The sequence below is a fragment of the Aeromicrobium sp. PE09-221 genome (assembly GCF_002174305.1).
Lineage (GTDB): Bacteria > Actinomycetota > Actinomycetes > Propionibacteriales > Nocardioidaceae > Aeromicrobium.
The window spans coordinates 64854-82002 of sequence record NZ_MIJB01000015.1 but is presented as its reverse complement, the minus strand read 5'-3'; the positions used below and the strand labels follow the sequence as shown (position 1 = coordinate 82002).

Below are 17149 nucleotides of genomic sequence, written 5' to 3'. Positions count from 1 at the left end.
ATCAGACCTCCTTCATCGAGACGTCGTCTCGTGAGTCGAGTGCCAGGTTCTGCCTGGTCGCTGCCCATGCGCTGCGCCGTTGTTTCTCCGATAGGACGGAGCGGGCGCTGCGCAGTGACTGGAGTGCCGCCCTCATCCCCGTGGCCGGTTGCGCCGCGAAGGTCTCGGAGAGCTCTGCGGTGCGCTCGGCGAGGCGCTCTGCCCGGACCACTTCGGAGATCAGGCCCGCGCCATGTGCATCGGAGGGGGACATCGTGATGTCGGAGCCGCCGAGGATCAAGGGGGCGATGGCCAGCGGGTTTCCACGAGACACGAGTTCCAAAGCCATCGGGCCGCTGGAGATTCCCAAGGTGACGTGCGGGTCGCGCAGCCATGCTTCCTCGGTGGCGAGGACGACATCGGCATCGCAGATGAAGCGCAGCGCGCCACCGATACATGGCCCGTTGAGCGCGACGACGACGGGCACGTCGAGCTCGGCGGGTGTGAAACCGATGCCGCGCGCCTCATCGTCCGACCTCATATCGTCGAGTTCAGAGACGTCCGCTCCCGCTGAGAAGTAATCACCGGTCCCGGTGACGACCACACAGCGGACCGAGGGGTCGCTGCGCACACCTTCCCACAATGTCGCCAGTTCTTCCCGGAGTGCTCGCGAGAGCGCGTTCTTATGGCGTGGTCGATTGAGAGTCGTTGTCAGCACTCCGTCGACCGTGCGCGTGAGCAGGGGTTCATCGGCGAGCATCGCCCCACCCGTTCTCGGAGAGGGCGTCGTTGTCCTGGCCTTGGCGACGGGGAGGGCGGGGTGTCTCTGGGGGCGTGCGCGAGAACCGGGGTGCGGGTGCGGCTTGGACGACCCCTCCCACATCGATCAGCGTGCCTCGGGAGCGGAGGTGTTGATGATGTTCTGCCTCATCGAAGGAGAGCACGGGCGTCACACATGCGTCGGTATCGGCGAAGACCGCGGTCCACTCGTCCCGAGAGCGGACCTTGACCGCGTGGGTGATGTGTTCTCGCAGCTCGGGCCAGCGAGCCCGGTCGAACTGTGGGGGCAGGGATTCCGAGGAGAGACCGAGGCGCTCCAGAAGGATCGAGTAGAAGCCCGGTTCCAGGGGCGCGATCGCCAGATGGCCTCCATCGGCACATTCGTAGACGTCGTAGAAGGGGGCACCGCCGTCGACCACATTGCTGGCGGGTTCGCCGACCCATTCCCCTCGACCGCGTAGGCTCCAGAACGCTTGGCTCAGCAAGGCGATCCCGTCGACCATCGAGGCGTCGATGACCTGGCCCTCACCGGATCTCTCGCGTTCCCACAGCGCCGCCAGGATCCCGACGAGCAGCAGCATGGAGCCGCCGCCATAGTCTCCGACGAGGTTGAGGGGGACGGTGGGTGGTTGTCCTTCACGGGCGATGGCGCTCAGCACACCGGTGATGGCCACGAAGTTCAGGTCGTGCCCGGCCAGGTGGGACATCGCCCCATCCTGCCCCCACCCGGTCATGCGGCCGTAGACCAGCCGCGGGTTGCGATGGCGGCACTCATCGGGACCGATCCCGATGCGCTCGGCGACTCCTGGGCGGAAACCCTCGATGAGGACATCGGCATCGTCCACCCACGTGAGCACGCGCGCCAGATCGTCCGGATCCTTGAGGTCGGCGGTCACTGAGCGGCGATTGCGCAGTAACTGATCCTTCTCCGGTACCGGTGTGAGGACATTCGTCGAGGGCCGATCCACACGGACGACGTCGGCGCCGAGATCGCCGAGGATCATCGCCGCGTGCGGTCCGGGTCCGATCCCTCCGAGTTCGAGGACCCGTAGTCCCTCAAGAGGTCCTGGCATCAGAGCTCACCCCCGCGCCGACACATAGGAGGCGAGTTCTCGCTTCACGACCTTGCCCGATGCCGTGCGAGGTAGCGGTCCTTGGACAAAGACGACCCGTTTCGGACACTTGTAATCGGCCAGATGCCGACGGCAGTGCTCGATGATCTCCTGCTCCGGCACGTTGCTGCCACCCGCGACGACCACGGCTGCGACTTCCTCTCCCCATCGCTGCGAGGGGAGCCCGATGACTGCGGCTTCCAGGATTCCCTCCAGTCGGGTGAGAACGTGCTCGACCTCGGCTGGATAGACGTTGAGTCCGCCGGTCACGATCAGGTCTTTCGATCGACCCGTGATCGTGAAGAGGCCTTCCGGGTCGACGCTTCCCAGGTCTCCGGTCCACAGCCAACCATCGCGGAGCGTGCCTGCGGTCGCCTCCGGCTCGTTCCAGTATCCGCGCATGATCTGCCGACCGCGCAGCAGGATCTCTCCCACCTGGTCGGGAGCGACCTCGGCTCCGGTCTCGGGATCGACCACCTTGGCCTCGACGCAGAAGGTCGGCCGGCCGGTCTTGCCGTAGTGTCGCGCCTCGCGTGCGGGCAGCGTGAGACCCGTGCCACCCGACTCAGTCAGACCGTATCCCTGTGTCAAGGGCACACCCCGCGCCGCGAAGGCCTCCATCAGGGCGGCAGAGACGGGAGCTCCTCCCGTCCTGGCGAGGCGCAGGGACGAGAGATCGGCCCGCGGCCAGTTCTCGCTCGCCACGAGACGTTCGCACATGGTGGGCACCCCGTGGAAGATGGTGGCGTGGTGTCGCTCGATGAGCCCCAGCAGGTGCTGTGGGTCGGCGGAATCGGCGAGAATGAGTTCGGCTCCGGCATGGGCGAGAGAGGTGGCCACGTTCAATCCCCCCGTGTAACAGAGGGGTAGGGCGGTGACGAGCTTGTCCTCGCTTCGGTATCCGTGGATCATCACGGCGTCCATCGAGCCCCACAGCAGTGCTTCCTGGGCGTGGAGGACGGCCCGCGGGGTTCCGGTGGTCCCGGAGGTGAAGAGCAAGAATCCGTCGTCCGCCCAGGAGCCGGCCGGGTCCACTCGGAGATCCGGGCGAGGCTCGGGCCACTGCGAGGTCCACAGCAGGTCGACGTCCGCACCTGCCTCGGTGATGAGCGGACGGAAGGCTTCCTCGGTGAGAATGAGCGAGATCCCCGCATGCTGGACGGCGAAATCGAGCTCGGGTGCGGCATAACGGATGTTCAACGGAGTGAAGATGGCGCCCAGCCGTGACGTCGCGTAGAGCGCGTCGAGGAACTCCGGCGAGTTGTTCATCAGGCAGCCGACTCGGTCGCCGGGAGCGATGCCGCGTTCCTTCAACAGGTGGGCAAGCGCATCGACACGACGGTCGAGGTCGGCCCAGGTCAGTTGTCGATCGCCGGTCGTGAGGGCGACTCCGTCACGGTTGATCTCGGCCCATTTGCGGACCCACGCGTCCACGCCCTCCATGGCGCCTCCTTTTGCTTCCATATTAACTATTCGCATAGTTTTGTCAAAGGTGGTTTTGCGATGAAGCGACCCGCTGGATCAGAAGGTGACCACGGTGCGAGCACCGGTGGGGGCGTCGAGGTCCTTCAGCGCCAGGTTGACATCGACCAGGTCGATCGTCCGGCTCAGCAGCGCGTCGAGATCGAGCCGGCCGCTCAGGTAGAGATCGCAGTAGAAGGGGATGTCGAGCCGGAAGCGGGTCGATCCCATTTTGGTGCCCTGGATGCGCTTCTCGAGCAACAGCTGGGCAGCCGGGATCTGTACCTGCAGATCCGGATGTGCGACGCCGACCACCGTGGCTGTGCCCATGGTGTCGAGCATGGCGAAGGCCTGTTCGATCGTCGGGCCGATGCCGACCACCTCGATCGCGTGGTCGACCCCGCCGCCGGTCAGCTCGCGCACTGTTTCGACGGCATCGACCCGGGAGGCGTCGATCGTATCGGTCGCGCCGAGTCGGCGGGCGAAGTCCAGCTTGGCGGGGATGCGATCGATCGCGATGATGCGACTCGCTCCCACCAGTCGGGCGCCCATGACGGCGTTCAGGCCCACACCCCCGCAGCCGATCACTGCGACGGTGTCCCCCGCCTGCACCTGGGCGGCATGGCGGACCGCCCCGAGTCCGGTGATGCCGGCACAGCCCAGCAGCGCGGCCTTGTCGAGCGGCATCTCCTGGGGGAGTTTGACCAGGGTCCGCTCGTGGACCAGGAGCTGTTCGGCGAAACCCCCGAGGCCGACGAAGGGCTCGACGGGGGTGCCGTCGAGACTCAGGCGTGGTGGTCGTCCGGCCGGCCTGGATCGGCCCTTGTTCTCGCAGTGCTGGAGCGCCCCTCGCTGGCACCAGCGACAGGTGCCGCAGAAGGACGAGGCGCAGGTCGCCACGTGGTCACCCGGTCGCACATAGGTCACGTTCCGGCCCACCGCCTCGACGACACCGGAGACCTCATGACCCAGAATGAGGGGGAGGGGCAGCGGATTGGCCCCTTTCTGCATGGTGCGATCGGTGTGGCACACCCCGGAGGCGACGGTCCGCACCACGACCTCGTCCGGGTCGGGAGCTTCGAGGGAGACCTCCTCGAAGGCCAGGTCGTCGCCGAATGTATGAAGCACCGCCGCGCGCATGAATCCGCCCTTTCGTTGACACTGTGATGCAGGCTACCCTAGATTGCTGATCATCAACACCATAGTTTCGAGGAGCAGTGTGAGCGCCATCGATGTCGAACGCCGCGGTAACGCGGTCTGGATCACGATCAACCGTCCAGAACGGCTCAATGCCTACGACCTCGAGATGGCGCGGGCGATGATCGCTGCCGTCGAGAGCGCGACCGATGCCGATGCCGTCGTGCTCACCGGTGCCGGTGGTGCCTTCTGTGCGGGGGGAGCGCTGAACAACCTCGGGTCCCCCGACCCGGAAGCCCTGCGGGCGCTGTTCACGACTTCCCTGCGGCTCGTGGACGCGCTGCGAGCGTGCCCACGTCCCGTCATCGCCGCGGTCGACGGTCCCGCGGCCGGAGGCGGCAATGAGCTGGTCGTCGCGTGCGATTTCGCGATCGCCACGGAGCGGTCGACCTTCGGGCAGACCGGACCCAAGGTCGGTTCGGCCCCGGTGCTCGGCGCGACGAATGTCATGGCCGTGCAGATCGGCGAGAAGCGCGCCCGTGAGATGGCGATGCTGTGCCGCAGGTACACCGCCGCACAAGCTCTCGACATGGGCCTCATCAACGAGGTGGTCGTCGATGACGGCCTCGAGGCGGCGGTCGATCGTTGGCTCGACGAGATCCACCGGTTGAGCCCCCGCTATCTGGAGATCGCCAAGATCAGCGCCAACCAGTGGTGGAACCAGTCCAAGGACAATATGTCCTCCGGGCTCGGGATGCTCATCCAGGCCATCGGCAGTGACGACATGATCGAGGGCGCCAATGCCTTCTTGGAGAAGCGCCGACCGGACTTCCGCGGGAAGCGGGATGCCGCAGGAGAGGACATTCGATGACCTTCCGCTACTACCGGGATCTGAAGCCGACCTTCGGGGACCGCACTGACTGGGCGCTGCCGACGGTACTGCGTCATCACGCCGCGGAGCGGCCGGACGCCGTCTGGCTGGACGCCCCCGAGGAGGGCAGGCGGTGGACCTTCGCCGAGACCCTCGTCTCAGCCGAGCGGGTCGGACGCAGCCTCCTGTCCGCTGGGGCGAATGCGGGAGATCGCGTCGTCATCGTCGCGGCCAACTCGTCGCAGTTCGTGCGCTCCTGGGTCGGCACCGCTGTCGCCGGCCTGGTCGAGGTGCCCATCAACACCGCGTATGAGCACGATTTCCTCGCGCACCAGGTGAGGACCGTCGAGGCGACGCACGCGATCGTCGACGATGTCTTCGCGGCACGTTTCGTCGATGTGCGTGAGGCAGCCGCGACGATCCGCAAGTTCTGGGTCATCGACACCGGTCAGCGCGACGCCGCTCTCGAGACATTGCGCGCCGCAGGCTGGGAGGCCGCGCCGTGGGAAGAGCTCGACGAGCACTCCACGGTCGGCACGGACATCGAGTTGCCCGAGGTCGCGCCCCAGGACCTCGCCTCGGTCCTCTTCACGTCCGGGACCACCGGGCCGAGCAAGGGTGTGGCGATGCCACACGCCCAGATGTACTTCTTCGCCGACGAGTGCGTCTCCCTGGTCCGCTTGACCGATGCCGATGCGTGGATGTCGGTCACCCCGCTGTTCCATGGCAATGCGCAGTTCATGGCCGCATATCCGACCCTCGTGGCGGGAGCCCGCTTCGTCACCCGCAGCCGCTTCTCGGCCAGCCGATGGGTCGATCAACTGCGCGAGAGCCAGGTCACCGTCACCAATTTCATCGGCGTGATGATGGACTTCATCGCCAAACAGGACGCTCGCCCCGATGACGCCGACAATCCGTTGCGTTGCGTCTTCGCCGCCCCGACGGCCGCGACCCTCGTCGAGCCGCTCAAGCGGCGCTTCGGTATCGAAGCCTTCGTCGAGGTCTTCGGTCTGACGGAGACCTCGGCGCCGATCATCTCCCCCTATGGCGAAGATCGTCCGGCCGGCGCCGCGGGACTCGCGGCCGATGAGTGGTTCGATGTCGCCCTCGTCGATCCAGAGACGGATGAAGAAGTGGGTGTCGATGAGATCGGCGAACTGGTGATCCGGCCGAAGGTGCCCTTCATCTGCTCGATGGGATACTTCAACATGCCCGAGAAGACGGTCGAGGCGTGGCGCAATCTGTGGTTCCACACCGGAGATGCGCTCAAGCGCGATGCCGAGGGCTGGTTCTACTTCGTCGACCGCTTCAAGGACGCCCTGCGCCGGCGTGGCGAGAACATCTCCTCCTATGAGATCGAGACCTCGGTGCTCAGCCATCCAGCGGTGGTGGAGACCGCGGTGATCGCGGTTCCGGCGTCGTCCGAGGCGGGGGAGGACGAGGTCATGGCGTACGTCATCTGCCGCGACGAGGTCACCCCCGAGGAGCTGTGGGAGCACTTCGCCAAGCGCATCCCGTCCTTCGCGATCCCGCGTTACATCCGTTTCGTCGATGAGCTGCCGAAGACGCCCTCGCAGCGTGTGCAGAAGGCCAAGCTGCGCGAGCTCGGCATCACCGATGACACCTATGACCGCGAGGCGATCCTCGCTCGCTGATCACACCCATCCGCTGCTGAGGAGTTCTGATGCACCCCTATCGATCCGTCCTGTTCGTTCCCGCGCACAAGCCGGAGTGGGCGCACAAGGCGGTCGCGAGTGGCGCCGACTGCGTCGTGATCGACTTGGAGGACTCGGTGCCGGTCGATCTGAAGGAGCAGAGCCGCGAGACCGCGCGGGAGACCCTCCGCGAGGTGCGATCCCACCACGAGCGGGTCGGGCTGTTCGTCCGCCCGAACGCGCTCGACACCGGTCGGACCGGGGGTGACCTCGAAGCGGTCGTGGGCCCCGAGCTCGACGGGGTCTTCGCACCCAAGATCCGCGACGGCCGTGATGTCGTCCGGTGGGAGACCCTTCTCGACTGGTTCGAGCTGCGGGGTGGTGCCGAGAACCTGGAGATGATCGTCCCGGTCGAGATGGTGGACGCGATCGTCAACTGCTATGAGATCGCCTCGGCCTCGCCACGTGTGGGGGCGATGATCGGGCCGACCTCCGAGCATGCCGATATCGCGCGCGCCGTCGGCTTTCGTCAGTCGAGTGAGGGCAGCGAGACACTCTATCTGCGTAGTCGTATCCTCCTCGCGTGCCGCCAGTACGGGTTACACCCGCTCACCGCGCTGTGGGAGGACCTCGCCGATCTGGACGGTCTGCGCGCATTCGCCGACTACGGGCTCCAACTCGGCTTCCGCGGCCAGATCGTTATCCATCCCTCCCATGTTCCGGTGGTCCACGAGGTTTACACGCCCACGGATGAAGAGGTCTCCTATCACGAGGGCCTCGTGGCGGCGGTGGAGTCCGCCGCCGCCGAGGGCCACGGGGCGGTGCGCTACCGCGGTCAGCATGTCGACCTGGCCCATGCTGACAAGGCGCGGGACTGGCTCACACACGCTCGTCTCGTCCGCGGCGAGTGAGGACCGGCGGCCCGCCTCCGGGAGAGGGCGGGCCGCCGTCGTTATCAGCTCGTGTCTATCCGTTCCACACCACGGCCGCGTCCAGGGCCTCGATCTGGGTGCCTCGCGCTCGCAGCGGGTTGACCTCGACGGCTGCCATGTCGTCACCGAGCGAGACGGCCAGCGCGGCGATACGGCTCAGGATCTCGACCAGGGCGGAGAGGTCCACGGGCTCGGCGCCCCGGACGCCGTCCAGCAGCGGCCAGGCCCGGAGCCGACGCAGGGCGGCCTCGAACTGGGCGGGAGACGCCGGCAGGGCGATGCGCTGTACATCACCGAATACCTCGGCCCAGATACCGCCCAGGCCCACGGCGAGCACATGCCCCCACCCGGCCTCGTGGATGACGCCCACCAGGAGGTCGACACCCGGTTCGCGCATCGGCGTGACCAGCACCCCGTCGATGGTCGCATCCGGCACAGCGGCTGAGACCCGGCGCAGCAGCGTGGTCGCAGCATCCTCGACCTCGTCGGGTGCGATGTCGAGAGCGACGCCTCCGACATCGCTCTTGTGCACGATGTCGTCGGAGACGACCTTGAGGGCGACGCGGCCCTCCCAGTCCGCTGCGGCTGCGGCTGCGGCTGCGGGCGATGCCGCGACGACGGCAGGGACCACCGGCACACCGGCTGACTCCAGCAATGCGCGACTCGTCGCCTCCGACCACGTGCCCTGGCGGGGCGCGGTGATCGACCCGATGTCGATGGTGAATTCCTCGGCCTCGGTCGACACGGCTCGCGTGGTCCACTCGCCGATGGCGGCGATAGCGGGGAGGATGCGGCTGACCCCGCCGAAGACTGTGGGCGCTGCGGCAGCGGCCCTGATCTCGCGCACGCGCTCGTTGACATAGCGGACGGTGGTGTTGGCGAGGATGGCCGGACACGCCGCAGCCGCGGCCTCCGCGCTGAGCCGTTCGAGGGCCTCACGTCCCCAGGCCAGGTTCTCCGCCTGGTGATCCATCTCTTGGGCGACGAGCACGACGCCCACTCCGGGGTCCCGAGCGACCACGGCGAGAGTCCGCGCCATCAGGGTTGCGTCGGTGACGGCGGCACCTGTGACGTCCAGCGGGTTCTGCGCCGCGGCCAGCTCGGGGAGCACCTGCTTGAGCTCGGTCACCGTCTCACCCGCGAGCTCTGCGAGCTCCAGGCCGATGTCCTCAGCCGCGTCCGCGACGATATCGCAGGTGCCACCGGAGATCGTGAGCAGCGCCATGGCGCCGTCGATGGGTCCGGTGTGTGCGAAAGTGTCGGCGACGACCAGCAGATCCTCGAGTGAGGAGACGCGCACGACCCCTGCGGAGCGCAGGAAGGCGTCGATCACGGCGTCGTTGCCGACCAGTGAGCCGGTATGAGCCAGGGCGGCACGGGCTGCGGCCTCGCTGCGACCCGCCTTGAGGCACACCACGAGCTTGCCCGCCGCGCGGGCGCGTCGACAGGCGGCGAGGAAGGCGTGCGGGTCGGGGAAGGCCTCGGTGAACACCGTGATGACCCGGGTGGCTTCGTGGTCGACCAGGAAATCGACCACGTCGGCGATGCGGACGTCCATCTCATTGCCCGTGCTGACGGCGAGGCTCACCCCGATGTCGAAGGATCGCGCCATGTTGAGCAGCTGGACGGTGACATTGCCGCTTTGGGAGACCACGGCGATGGACCCCGACCGCAGGGGCTCTCCAGGTGGGAAGGGTTTGAGCGCCACCCTCGCATCGGTGTTGACATAGCCGAGTGCGTTCGGGCCGAGCACGGTGATGCCGTGCTCGGCGGCGAGGGCGCGAAGCTCCTCCTGAGCGCGGCGTCCCTCGTCCCCGAGCTCGGCGAAGCCGGAGCTCAGAACGATGGCCGACGTGATACCGGCGCGGGCGATATCGCGCATCGCCTCGAGCACGGCGGATGCCGGCACCATCACGAAGGCGAGGTCCGGGGTCTCCTCGATATCGGTGACGCTGCGGACGAGGGGTTGTCCATGGGCTTCACCGCCCTTGGGGTTGACATAGTGCAGGGCACCGTCGTAACCGATCACGCGCAGACCGTCGACGATGCGATGCGACCAGTTCGATCGGTCGCTCGCGCCGATCAGCGCGATCGACCGCGGCTCGAAGAGATGTGTGAGCCGTGCCGGGGATGGCGCGGCGGAATCAGTGGCCATGGGGTTCCTCTCAGGGGATCAGGGGTGGGTGGGGACGGATATCGGGCCGCCCGAGCCGTCTCGATGACGTGGTCGCGCTGTGACAGCCGCCCCCGTGCGCGTCGCGATGGCGGATAGGGGTGATGGCGGATAGGGACGCCGGCCGATGGTCTTGCCCATGTCGTTCCGGCTCCTCTCACCCCGCCTCACCAATTGCTGATCATCAAATTAGCCCACATATGTCGCCTGCGTCACGTTCTTTTCTCACGGGAACCGGCGGGCGGGTGTCTCGAAGACGTGATGTGTGGCACAATCATGCATATCAATAGCAGCAAACCTGTGGGAGACATCATGCCGCTGACCTTCGGCCTCGCCATCATGAACGACTTCCCGACCGATGTCGTGCCCGCGGACCGCATCGCAGCGATGCGCGAGCAGGTGCGTGCCGCCTCGCAGAGCGGGATCTCCTCGGTGTGGGTGCTTCAGCACTATCTGGGCGGCATGCCGACTCTCCAGCCGGTTCCCACGCTCGCCGCCCTCGCCGCGGATGCCGGCGACATGCACCTCGGCACCAATATGTTCATCCTTCCGCTGCGTCACCCGGTCGAGGTGGCCGAGGAGTTCTCGACGCTCGATCACATCACCGGCGGACGTGCGATCGCAGGCTTCGGCATGGGCTATCGCGAGAACGAGTTCGAGTCCTTCGGTATCGGGCTCGACGAGCGAGTCGGGCGCTTCGAGGAGAGCATCGCGATGATCCGCGATCTGTGGAGCGGCGAGTCGGTGACCCGCGACGGTGAGTACTACCGCATCAAGGACCAGCACATCAGCTTGCGTCCCGTGCAGGACGGGGGTCCCGAGATCTGGATCGGGGCCGGCCCGCACAAGAAGGGTGCCCAGCGAGCCGCGCGCCTTGGTGATGCCTGGATCGTTCCGCCCCACGTCGACCCTGAACGTCTCAAGGTGGTGCTCGGGCACTATCGCGCGGAGAAGGAGCGTCTCGGCCTCCCCGTCAAGAATCTCGTCGTCCGGCGTGAGCTGGTACTCGATCACGACCCGGAGCGGGCGCGAGCCATCGGCCTTCAGGCCCGCGGCGATGTCACCGCACAGTACGCGCAGTACAACGCGCCGCAGCAGGGTGCGGGCTACCGCCACCTGCAATCGGCCAAGACCGCGACCGAGGTGGCCGATGCGTCCTATCTGTTCACCGATCCCGAGGGAGCCATCGCGGCGCTCAAGGACCTCGAGTCGCAGGGACTGACGTACATCGTGCTGCGGATGCAGTGGTATGGCCTGCCGCAGGAGCAGGTGCTGGCCACCCTCGAGTTGTTCAAGAACGAGGTCCTGCCCGCCTTCCGCTGACTCCCGTCCCGACACCTGAGGAGCACCCCATGACCGATGCTGTCATCGCCCCCGACCTCGCTGATCGCAGCCGCCTGTTCATCGGCGGCCACTGGTCCGACACCGAGGGCGGCAAGATCATCGACGTTCTCAACCCGGTCGACCAGTCCGTCGTCGGCCGATCGGCGGTGGGCACAGCCGTCGACATGGACCGGGCGGTGGACGCCGCCAGGACCTCCTTCGAGGATCGCCGCTGGCGCGACCTCCCCGGTTCCGAGCGAGCCGCCGTCATGCGCCGCGCCGCCGACATCCTGGAGTCACGGCTCGACGAGATCGCGGTCCTGCTGACCTCCGAACTCGGATGCCCGCTCTGGTTCAGCCAGCAGGCGCACGTACCCAATCCGATTCGTCACACTCGCTACTACGCGGATCTGGCCGAGTCATATGAGCTCGATGAGGTGCGCACCGATGTCAGTGGGCTGCGCAGCATCGTGACACAGGAACCGGTCGGTGTGGCCGCCGCGATCACCCCGTGGAACGGCCCGCTCAGCACACCCAGCATCAAGATCGCGCCGGCGATCGCCGCGGGCTGTTCGGTGGTCCTCAAGCCGCCGACGCAGACCCCGCTGTCGGCCTTCGCCTTCGCCGACGCCTTCGCCGAGGCGGGTTTGCCCGAGGGCGTGCTCAATATCGTGCCGGCCGATCGTGAAGCGGCGCAGTCGTTGATCGAACATCCGCAGGTCGACAAGCTCGCCTTCACCGGTTCGACGGCCGTCGGCCAGACGCTGATGCGGGCCGCGGCCAATCGGATCGCCCGGGTGACTCTCGAACTCGGCGGCAAGTCGGCCGCGGTCGTCCTCCCCGATGCGGATGCCGAGACCGTGGCCAAGGCGGTCCTGCCGATGGCATTGGTCGTCAACGGACAGCTCTGCATCGCGCAGTCGCGCATCCTGGTGCCACGCGGTCGCGAGCGCGAGTTCACCGAGGCCTTCGCCGAGGCGCTGCGCGAGTGGACCGTCGGGCATCCGATGGACCCTGCGACCAAGATCGGTCCCCTCGTCTCCAAGAACCAGCTGGACACCGTGCAGGGATACATCTCGCTGGCACGCGACGAGGGCGCCCGGATCGTCTCCGGTGCCGAGAATCTCGTGCTGCCTCCCGAACTGGAGAACGGTTGGTTCGTGCCGCCCACGCTGCTCGCCGGTGTGGACAACTCGATGCGGGCGGTGCGTGAGGAGATCTTCGGCCCCGTGCTCGCGCTCGTGCCCTACGACGATGTCGAGGAGGCGATCGACATCGCGAACGACTCACCCTATGGGCTGTCGGGTTCGGTCTGGGGTGCCGATGTCGACGAGGCCGTACGGGTTGCGCGCCGTATCCGCACCGGCATGGTCAGCATCAACGGCTTCCCGCAGGCCTATGGCTCGCCCTTCGGTGGGTACAAGATGTCGGGCATCGGCCGCGAGATGGGGCCCGAGGGCTTCCGCTCGTATCTGGAGACCAAGTCCATCGCCATTGGTCCCGCCTGAGCCGCATCCACCCGAGACGAAGGATGTGACTCGGCGGTCGTCATGGCAGCCGTAGAATCACATCCTTCGCCGCTGGTGTCTCGCGAGCGATGAGAGAGCGGGCACTCGGTGGTTGATGACTACCGCCCACCGGAGGACGCACGAACGCCCCCGAGTCAGTGCTCGGGGGCGTTCGCCAACGTGCGGCGGGTCGGAGTCAGCGGCCGGTCCAGCGGGGCTCGCGCTTCTCGACGAAGGCACGGGCCCCCTCCTTGGCGTCCTCGGACTCACGGATCGGATTGACGATCGCCTCCTGGCGATCGAACTTCTCCGGCAGCGGCCAGTCCACCGACTCGATGAGGACCCGCTTGGAGGCGGCGAGCGCCAAGGGCGCGTTCTTGGCGATCTCCTCGGCGAGCTCGAGTGCCGCGGCGAGTGCCTGGCCGGGGTCGGAGAGGCGGCTCACCAGGCCCGCCGAGTGAGCCTCGGGTGCCGGCCACATCCGTCCGGTCAGCACGAGCTCCATCGCCAGGTGATAGGGGACACGGTGCTGCAGGCGCAGCAGCCCGCCGGCCGCGGCGGTCAGTCCCCGCTTCACCTCGGGCAGCCCGAAGGTGGCCTCACTGGAGGCGACGATCAGATCGCACGAGAGCACGATCTCGAAGCCGCCCGCGAGCGCATACCCCTCGACGGCCGCGATGATGGGCTTGCGCGGAGGACTCTTGACGATGCCGGCGAAACCGCGGCCCTCGACCACGGGACGCTCACCGCGCGCGAAGCCCTTGAGGTCCATCCCGGCGCAGAAGGTCCCCCCTCCGCCGGTGATGACCGCGACGCTCAGATCATCGCGCCGGTCGAAGTCCTCGAGGGCTTCGGCGATCTGATGGGCCATCGCCATCGACATCGCGTTGCGCGATTCGGGGCGATGCATCGTGAGCACGAGCACGCGACCGTGCTCCTCGACGAGGAGCTCACGGTCGGAGGTGGGGGTCTCGGTCATTTCGGGGCCATCCTGATCGCACCGTCGAGGCGGATCGTCTCGCCGTTGATCATGGGATTGTCGATGATGTGCAGTGCCGTGCTGGCGTATTCCTCGGGGCGGCCGAGGCGCCGCGGATGGGGGGTCTGCGCCGCCAGCCTGTCGCGAACCTCCTGACCGAAACGGGCCAGGATCGGTGTGTCGAAGGTGCCCGGCGCGATGGTCGCGACGCGGATCGCCTTGCTGGCGAGGTCACGAGCGGCGACGAGGGTCATGCCCACCACACCGGCCTTGGCCGAGGCATAGGGGATCTGTCCGATCTGTCCTTCGAAGGCCGCGACCGAGGCGGTCAGGACGATGACACCGCGTTCATCGTCGACCACGTCCAGGCGTGCCATCCGCGCGGCCGACAGGCGAAGCACGTTGAAGGTGCCGACCAGGTTGAGGCGGATGAGCTGCTCGTAGGTCTCCAGAGATCCCGGCTGCCCGTCGCGTTCGACGACACGGACCGTGCCACCCTTGCCCGCGCAGTGCACGACTGCTCGCAGGGGTCCCGCAGCCTCGGCGGCGTCCAGCGCGGAGTTGACGGCGGACGTATCGGTGACATCGGCGAGCGCGAAGGTGCCGCCGATCTCCTCGGCGACGACCCGGCCGAGGTCCTCGTTCAGGTCGACGATGACGACGTGTGCGCCACGAGCGGCCAGGGCGCGGGCGGTGGCTTCGCCGAGACCCGATGCTCCTCCCGTCACGACCGCCGAACCGTGGGCGATATCCATGAGCGTCCTCTCTTCCTCTGAGTCAGAGGCGTTCGATGATGGTGGCATTGGCCATGCCGCCCGCCTCGCACATGAGCTGCAAGCCATAGCGGCTCCGCTCGTCCTCCAGCGCGTGCAGCATGGTGGTCATCAACCGGGCACCGGAGGCGCCGAGCGGGTGACCGAGTGCGATCGCGCCTCCGCGGGGATTGACCCGTGCGGGATCGGCCTCACCGAATTCGGCCATCCAGGCGAGTGGTACCGAGGCGAAGGCCTCGTTGATCTCGATGTGATCGATCTCGTCGAGGGTGAGTCCCGAGCGGGTGAGCACGCGATGCGTCGCCGGGATCGGCGCGGTGAGCATGAGCAGTGGGTCGTCGCCGACGACCGACATCGTGTGGATGCGGGCCCGGGGCGTGAGCCCGAGCCGGGCGGCACGCTCGGCGGCCATCATGAGCAGCACGCTGGCGCCGTCGGTGATCTGTGATGAATTGCCCGCGGTCGTGTTCCATTCGACATCGGGGAACCGCTCGGCGAGCTCATCGGTGCCGAAGACGCTCTTCAGGGTCGCAAGCTTCTCGACCGTGCTGCCGGGGCGAACGGTCTCGTCCCGGTCGAATACGCCGGTCGGGGTGGTGACGGAGATCGTCTCGCGGGCGAAGGAACCGTTCTCGAGGGCCGCGGCAGCACGGCGATGTGACTCGGCCGCATAGCGGTCGAGGTCCTCGCGCTCGAGCTTCCATCGCGCCGCGACGAGGTCTGCGGCGACACCCTGTGCGACCAGTCCGGGTGAGTAGCGTTCGGTGACCATGGTGCCGAAGGGATCGGCATCCATGCGCGCTGATCCCATGACGACGCGGCTCATCGACTCCACGCCTCCGGCGATGGCGATGTCATAGGAACCGGCGGCGATGCCCTGAGCAGCGAAATGCACCGCCTGCTGGCTCGACCCGCATTTGCGGTCGATCGTCGTGGCGGGCACATGGGCGGGGAAGCCGGCCCCGAGCCAGGCCATCCGGCCTGGGGTGGCCGATTGCTCGCCCACCTGGGAGACGCAGCCGATGATGACATCGTCGACCTCGCTGGGGTCGAGCTCGGGGGTCCTCTGCACCAGCTGCTGGAGCGTCTGGGCGAGCAGGTCGACCGGATGGATCTCGGCGAGGCCACCGCCGGTGCGGCCCTTGCCGCTCGCGGTGCGGACGGCGTCGACGATGACGATGTCGCGGGGCTGGAGTGACATAGCTAACTATTATCATGATAGTCATCTGTGTGTCACGTCGTCCGGATCCCTGTTGACCCGGGTCGGCTAAATCAGGATAATCATTACCACTTGAGGAGGTGGTCGTCGTGGCTCACGATGATCTGGCAGAGATCCGGTCGCTCGCGGCGCAGGTGGCACGTGATCGGTACGCGCCGATCGCGGAGGAATTGGACGTGCAGCGCAAGGCGATCACACGCGAGCAGCGAATGGAGCTGGGGGCTCTGGGCTTCCTCGGCATCGCCCATCCGGAGGCCTATGGGGGTTCCGGCGCTCCCCTAGAGCAGGCGCTAGCCGTAGTCGAGGAGTTCGGCAAAGTGTGCCGCCCGGCCGCGTTTCAGGTCTTCGAGGCCAATACCGGCCCGGCGCAGGTCATCTCACACCTGGGCACGGAAGAACAGAAACGGCGCTGGTTGCCGGACATCGTCACCGGTGCCAAGACGATGGCGGTCGCGATCTCGGAACCGGATGCCGGCTCGGCGGCGACCGACATGGTCACCGCCGCCAAGGCCGAGGCTGATCATCTCGTCATCAACGGCGCCAAACGCTGGATCTCCAATGGTGGCGAGGCCGACCAGTACCTCGTCTACTGCCGGCTCTCCGATGCGCCGGGTGCGAAGGGCATCGGCGCGGTCCTGGTCGAGAAGGGCACGCCCGGGCTGAGCTTCGGTGCTGGCGAGCGCCTGATGGGCTTCCGGGGCATCCCCTCAGCCGATATCTACTTCGACAATGTCCGGGTCCCAGCCGAGAACATCGTTGTTCCCGCCGGTGATTTCTCCAAACTCTTCGGGGTCTTCTCCGTGGAGCGCCTGGGCAACACGACGATGAGCATCGCGATCGGGCAGGCCGCACTCGACAAGACCGTGCAGTACGTCCAGGAGCGTGAGCAGTTCGGCAAGCCGCTCGTGGAGTTCCAGAGCGTCCAGGTGCTGCTGGCGGACATGGCACTGCAAGTCGAGGCCGCTCGGCTCCTACGCGATCGGGCCGCCGCCTCGGCGGGTGTGGGGCTTCCGGACTCGTATCAGGTCTCGTTGGCCAAGTGCACGGCCAATGAGATGGCCAAGCGCGTCACCGATATCGCCATGCAGTTGCATGGAGGCAATGGTTACACCGAGGAGTACGGCATCGAGCGGCTGCATCGGGACGCCCATGGCTGGGCGATCGCCGGCGGCACTCCCACGATGCAGCGGATCCGTATCGTGTCGGAGCTGCTGGGTCGCAAGTTCGATCAGCGAGCCTGAGAAAGA

Annotated in this window: 14 protein-coding genes; 6 read left to right on the top strand and 8 right to left on the bottom strand. The window is 67.1% G+C overall.

The window, feature by feature from the left end:
- Position 1: 1 nt before the first annotated feature.
- The 4 genes from BHE97_RS08685 to BHE97_RS08670 all read right to left on the bottom strand — a co-directional run bounded on the left by BHE97_RS08685 (position 2) and on the right by BHE97_RS08670 (position 4460).
- Positions 2-739, bottom strand: a complete 738-nt coding sequence (locus BHE97_RS08685) for an enoyl-CoA hydratase/isomerase family protein (RefSeq protein WP_170931343.1) — start codon at positions 737-739, stop codon at positions 2-4.
- Positions 726-1832, bottom strand: coding sequence for a CaiB/BaiF CoA-transferase family protein (locus BHE97_RS08680; protein WP_087623637.1), 1107 nt, complete (start codon positions 1830-1832; stop codon positions 726-728). The genes BHE97_RS08685 and BHE97_RS08680 overlap by 14 nt, the downstream gene beginning before the upstream one ends.
- 6 nt (positions 1833-1838) lie before the next feature.
- Complete coding sequence (locus BHE97_RS08675) at positions 1839-3314, bottom strand: AMP-binding protein (protein WP_170931342.1); 1476 nt, start codon at positions 3312-3314, stop codon at positions 1839-1841.
- Positions 3315-3392: 78 nt separating this feature from the next.
- Positions 3393-4460 (bottom strand): Zn-dependent alcohol dehydrogenase, encoded by a 1068-nt coding sequence (locus BHE97_RS08670; protein ID WP_201791375.1) that lies wholly within the window; start codon positions 4458-4460, stop codon positions 3393-3395.
- A 91-nt stretch (positions 4461-4551) separates the two neighbouring features.
- Here BHE97_RS08670 and BHE97_RS08665 point away from each other — a divergent pair, with 91 nt between their 5' ends.
- Genes BHE97_RS08665 through BHE97_RS08655 form a run of 3 tightly spaced genes read left to right on the top strand, consistent with a single transcriptional unit; the run spans position 4552 to position 7906 of the window.
- Entirely contained in the window at positions 4552-5340 is a 789-nt protein-coding gene (locus BHE97_RS08665) for an enoyl-CoA hydratase/isomerase family protein (protein WP_201791374.1), read from the top strand.
- The gene (locus BHE97_RS08660) at positions 5337-6995 is read left to right on the top strand and encodes an AMP-binding protein (RefSeq protein WP_087623634.1); all 1659 of its coding nucleotides are present in this window, start codon (positions 5337-5339) and stop codon (positions 6993-6995) included. The genes BHE97_RS08665 and BHE97_RS08660 overlap by 4 nt, the downstream gene beginning before the upstream one ends.
- A 29-nt stretch (positions 6996-7024) precedes the next feature.
- Complete coding sequence (locus BHE97_RS08655; RefSeq protein WP_087623633.1) at positions 7025-7906, top strand: CoA ester lyase; 882 nt, start codon at positions 7025-7027, stop codon at positions 7904-7906.
- A gap of 55 nt (positions 7907-7961) precedes the next feature.
- Here BHE97_RS08655 and BHE97_RS08650 read toward each other — a convergent pair whose 3' ends face one another.
- Positions 7962-10082: an acetate--CoA ligase family protein gene (locus tag BHE97_RS08650; protein ID WP_087623632.1), complete on the bottom strand. Its 2121-nt coding sequence runs from the start codon at positions 10080-10082 to the stop codon at positions 7962-7964.
- Positions 10083-10412: 330 nt separating this feature from the next.
- On the opposite strand from BHE97_RS08650, the gene BHE97_RS08645 reads away from it, so the two are divergent.
- Positions 10413-11423 carry an LLM class flavin-dependent oxidoreductase gene (locus BHE97_RS08645; protein ID WP_087623631.1) on the top strand — a complete coding sequence of 337 codons (1011 nt, stop codon included), beginning with the start codon at positions 10413-10415 and terminating at the stop codon, positions 11421-11423.
- A 29-nt stretch (positions 11424-11452) separates the two neighbouring features.
- Complete coding sequence (locus BHE97_RS08640) at positions 11453-12931, top strand: aldehyde dehydrogenase (RefSeq protein WP_087623630.1); 1479 nt, start codon at positions 11453-11455, stop codon at positions 12929-12931.
- A gap of 196 nt (positions 12932-13127) precedes the next feature.
- On the opposite strand, the gene BHE97_RS08635 is transcribed toward BHE97_RS08640, so the two are convergent.
- The 3 genes from BHE97_RS08635 to BHE97_RS08625 are packed head-to-tail and all read right to left on the bottom strand — an operon-like array spanning position 13128 to position 15884.
- Entirely contained in the window at positions 13128-13910 is a 783-nt protein-coding gene (locus BHE97_RS08635) for a crotonase/enoyl-CoA hydratase family protein (RefSeq protein WP_087623629.1), read from the bottom strand.
- Positions 13907-14665 (bottom strand): SDR family NAD(P)-dependent oxidoreductase, encoded by a 759-nt coding sequence (locus tag BHE97_RS08630; protein ID WP_087623628.1) that lies wholly within the window; start codon positions 14663-14665, stop codon positions 13907-13909. The genes BHE97_RS08635 and BHE97_RS08630 overlap by 4 nt, the downstream gene beginning before the upstream one ends.
- Positions 14666-14687: 22 nt before the next feature.
- Positions 14688-15884 (bottom strand): thiolase family protein, encoded by a 1197-nt coding sequence (locus BHE97_RS08625; RefSeq protein ID WP_087623627.1) that lies wholly within the window; start codon positions 15882-15884, stop codon positions 14688-14690.
- Positions 15885-15991: 107 nt separating this feature from the next.
- Here BHE97_RS08625 and BHE97_RS08620 point away from each other — a divergent pair, with 107 nt between their 5' ends.
- The gene (locus BHE97_RS08620; RefSeq protein WP_201791373.1) at positions 15992-17143 is read left to right on the top strand and encodes an acyl-CoA dehydrogenase family protein; all 1152 of its coding nucleotides are present in this window, start codon (positions 15992-15994) and stop codon (positions 17141-17143) included.
- Positions 17144-17149: the final 6 nt, after the last annotated feature.

Bases quoted from the DNA above. Each gene is read 5' to 3' on its own strand.
- BHE97_RS08685 (WP_170931343.1), bottom strand. From the start codon at position 739: ATGCTCGCCGATGAACCCCTGCTCACGCGCACGGTCGACGGAGTGCTG.
- BHE97_RS08680 (WP_087623637.1), bottom strand. From the start codon at position 1,832: ATGCCAGGACCTCTTGAGGGACTACGGGTCCTCGAACTCGGAGGGATC.
- BHE97_RS08675 (WP_170931342.1), bottom strand. From the start codon at position 3,314: ATGGAGGGCGTGGACGCGTGGGTCCGCAAATGGGCCGAGATCAACCGT.
- BHE97_RS08660 (WP_087623634.1), top strand. From the start codon at position 5,337: ATGACCTTCCGCTACTACCGGGATCTGAAGCCGACCTTCGGGGACCGC.
- BHE97_RS08655 (WP_087623633.1), top strand. From the start codon at position 7,025: ATGCACCCCTATCGATCCGTCCTGTTCGTTCCCGCGCACAAGCCGGAG.
- BHE97_RS08650 (WP_087623632.1), bottom strand. From the start codon at position 10,082: ATGGCCACTGATTCCGCCGCGCCATCCCCGGCACGGCTCACACATCTC.
- BHE97_RS08645 (WP_087623631.1), top strand. From the start codon at position 10,413: ATGCCGCTGACCTTCGGCCTCGCCATCATGAACGACTTCCCGACCGAT.
- BHE97_RS08640 (WP_087623630.1), top strand. From the start codon at position 11,453: ATGACCGATGCTGTCATCGCCCCCGACCTCGCTGATCGCAGCCGCCTG.
- BHE97_RS08635 (WP_087623629.1), bottom strand. From the start codon at position 13,910: ATGACCGAGACCCCCACCTCCGACCGTGAGCTCCTCGTCGAGGAGCAC.
- BHE97_RS08630 (WP_087623628.1), bottom strand. From the start codon at position 14,665: ATGGATATCGCCCACGGTTCGGCGGTCGTGACGGGAGGAGCATCGGGT.
- BHE97_RS08625 (WP_087623627.1), bottom strand. From the start codon at position 15,884: ATGTCACTCCAGCCCCGCGACATCGTCATCGTCGACGCCGTCCGCACC.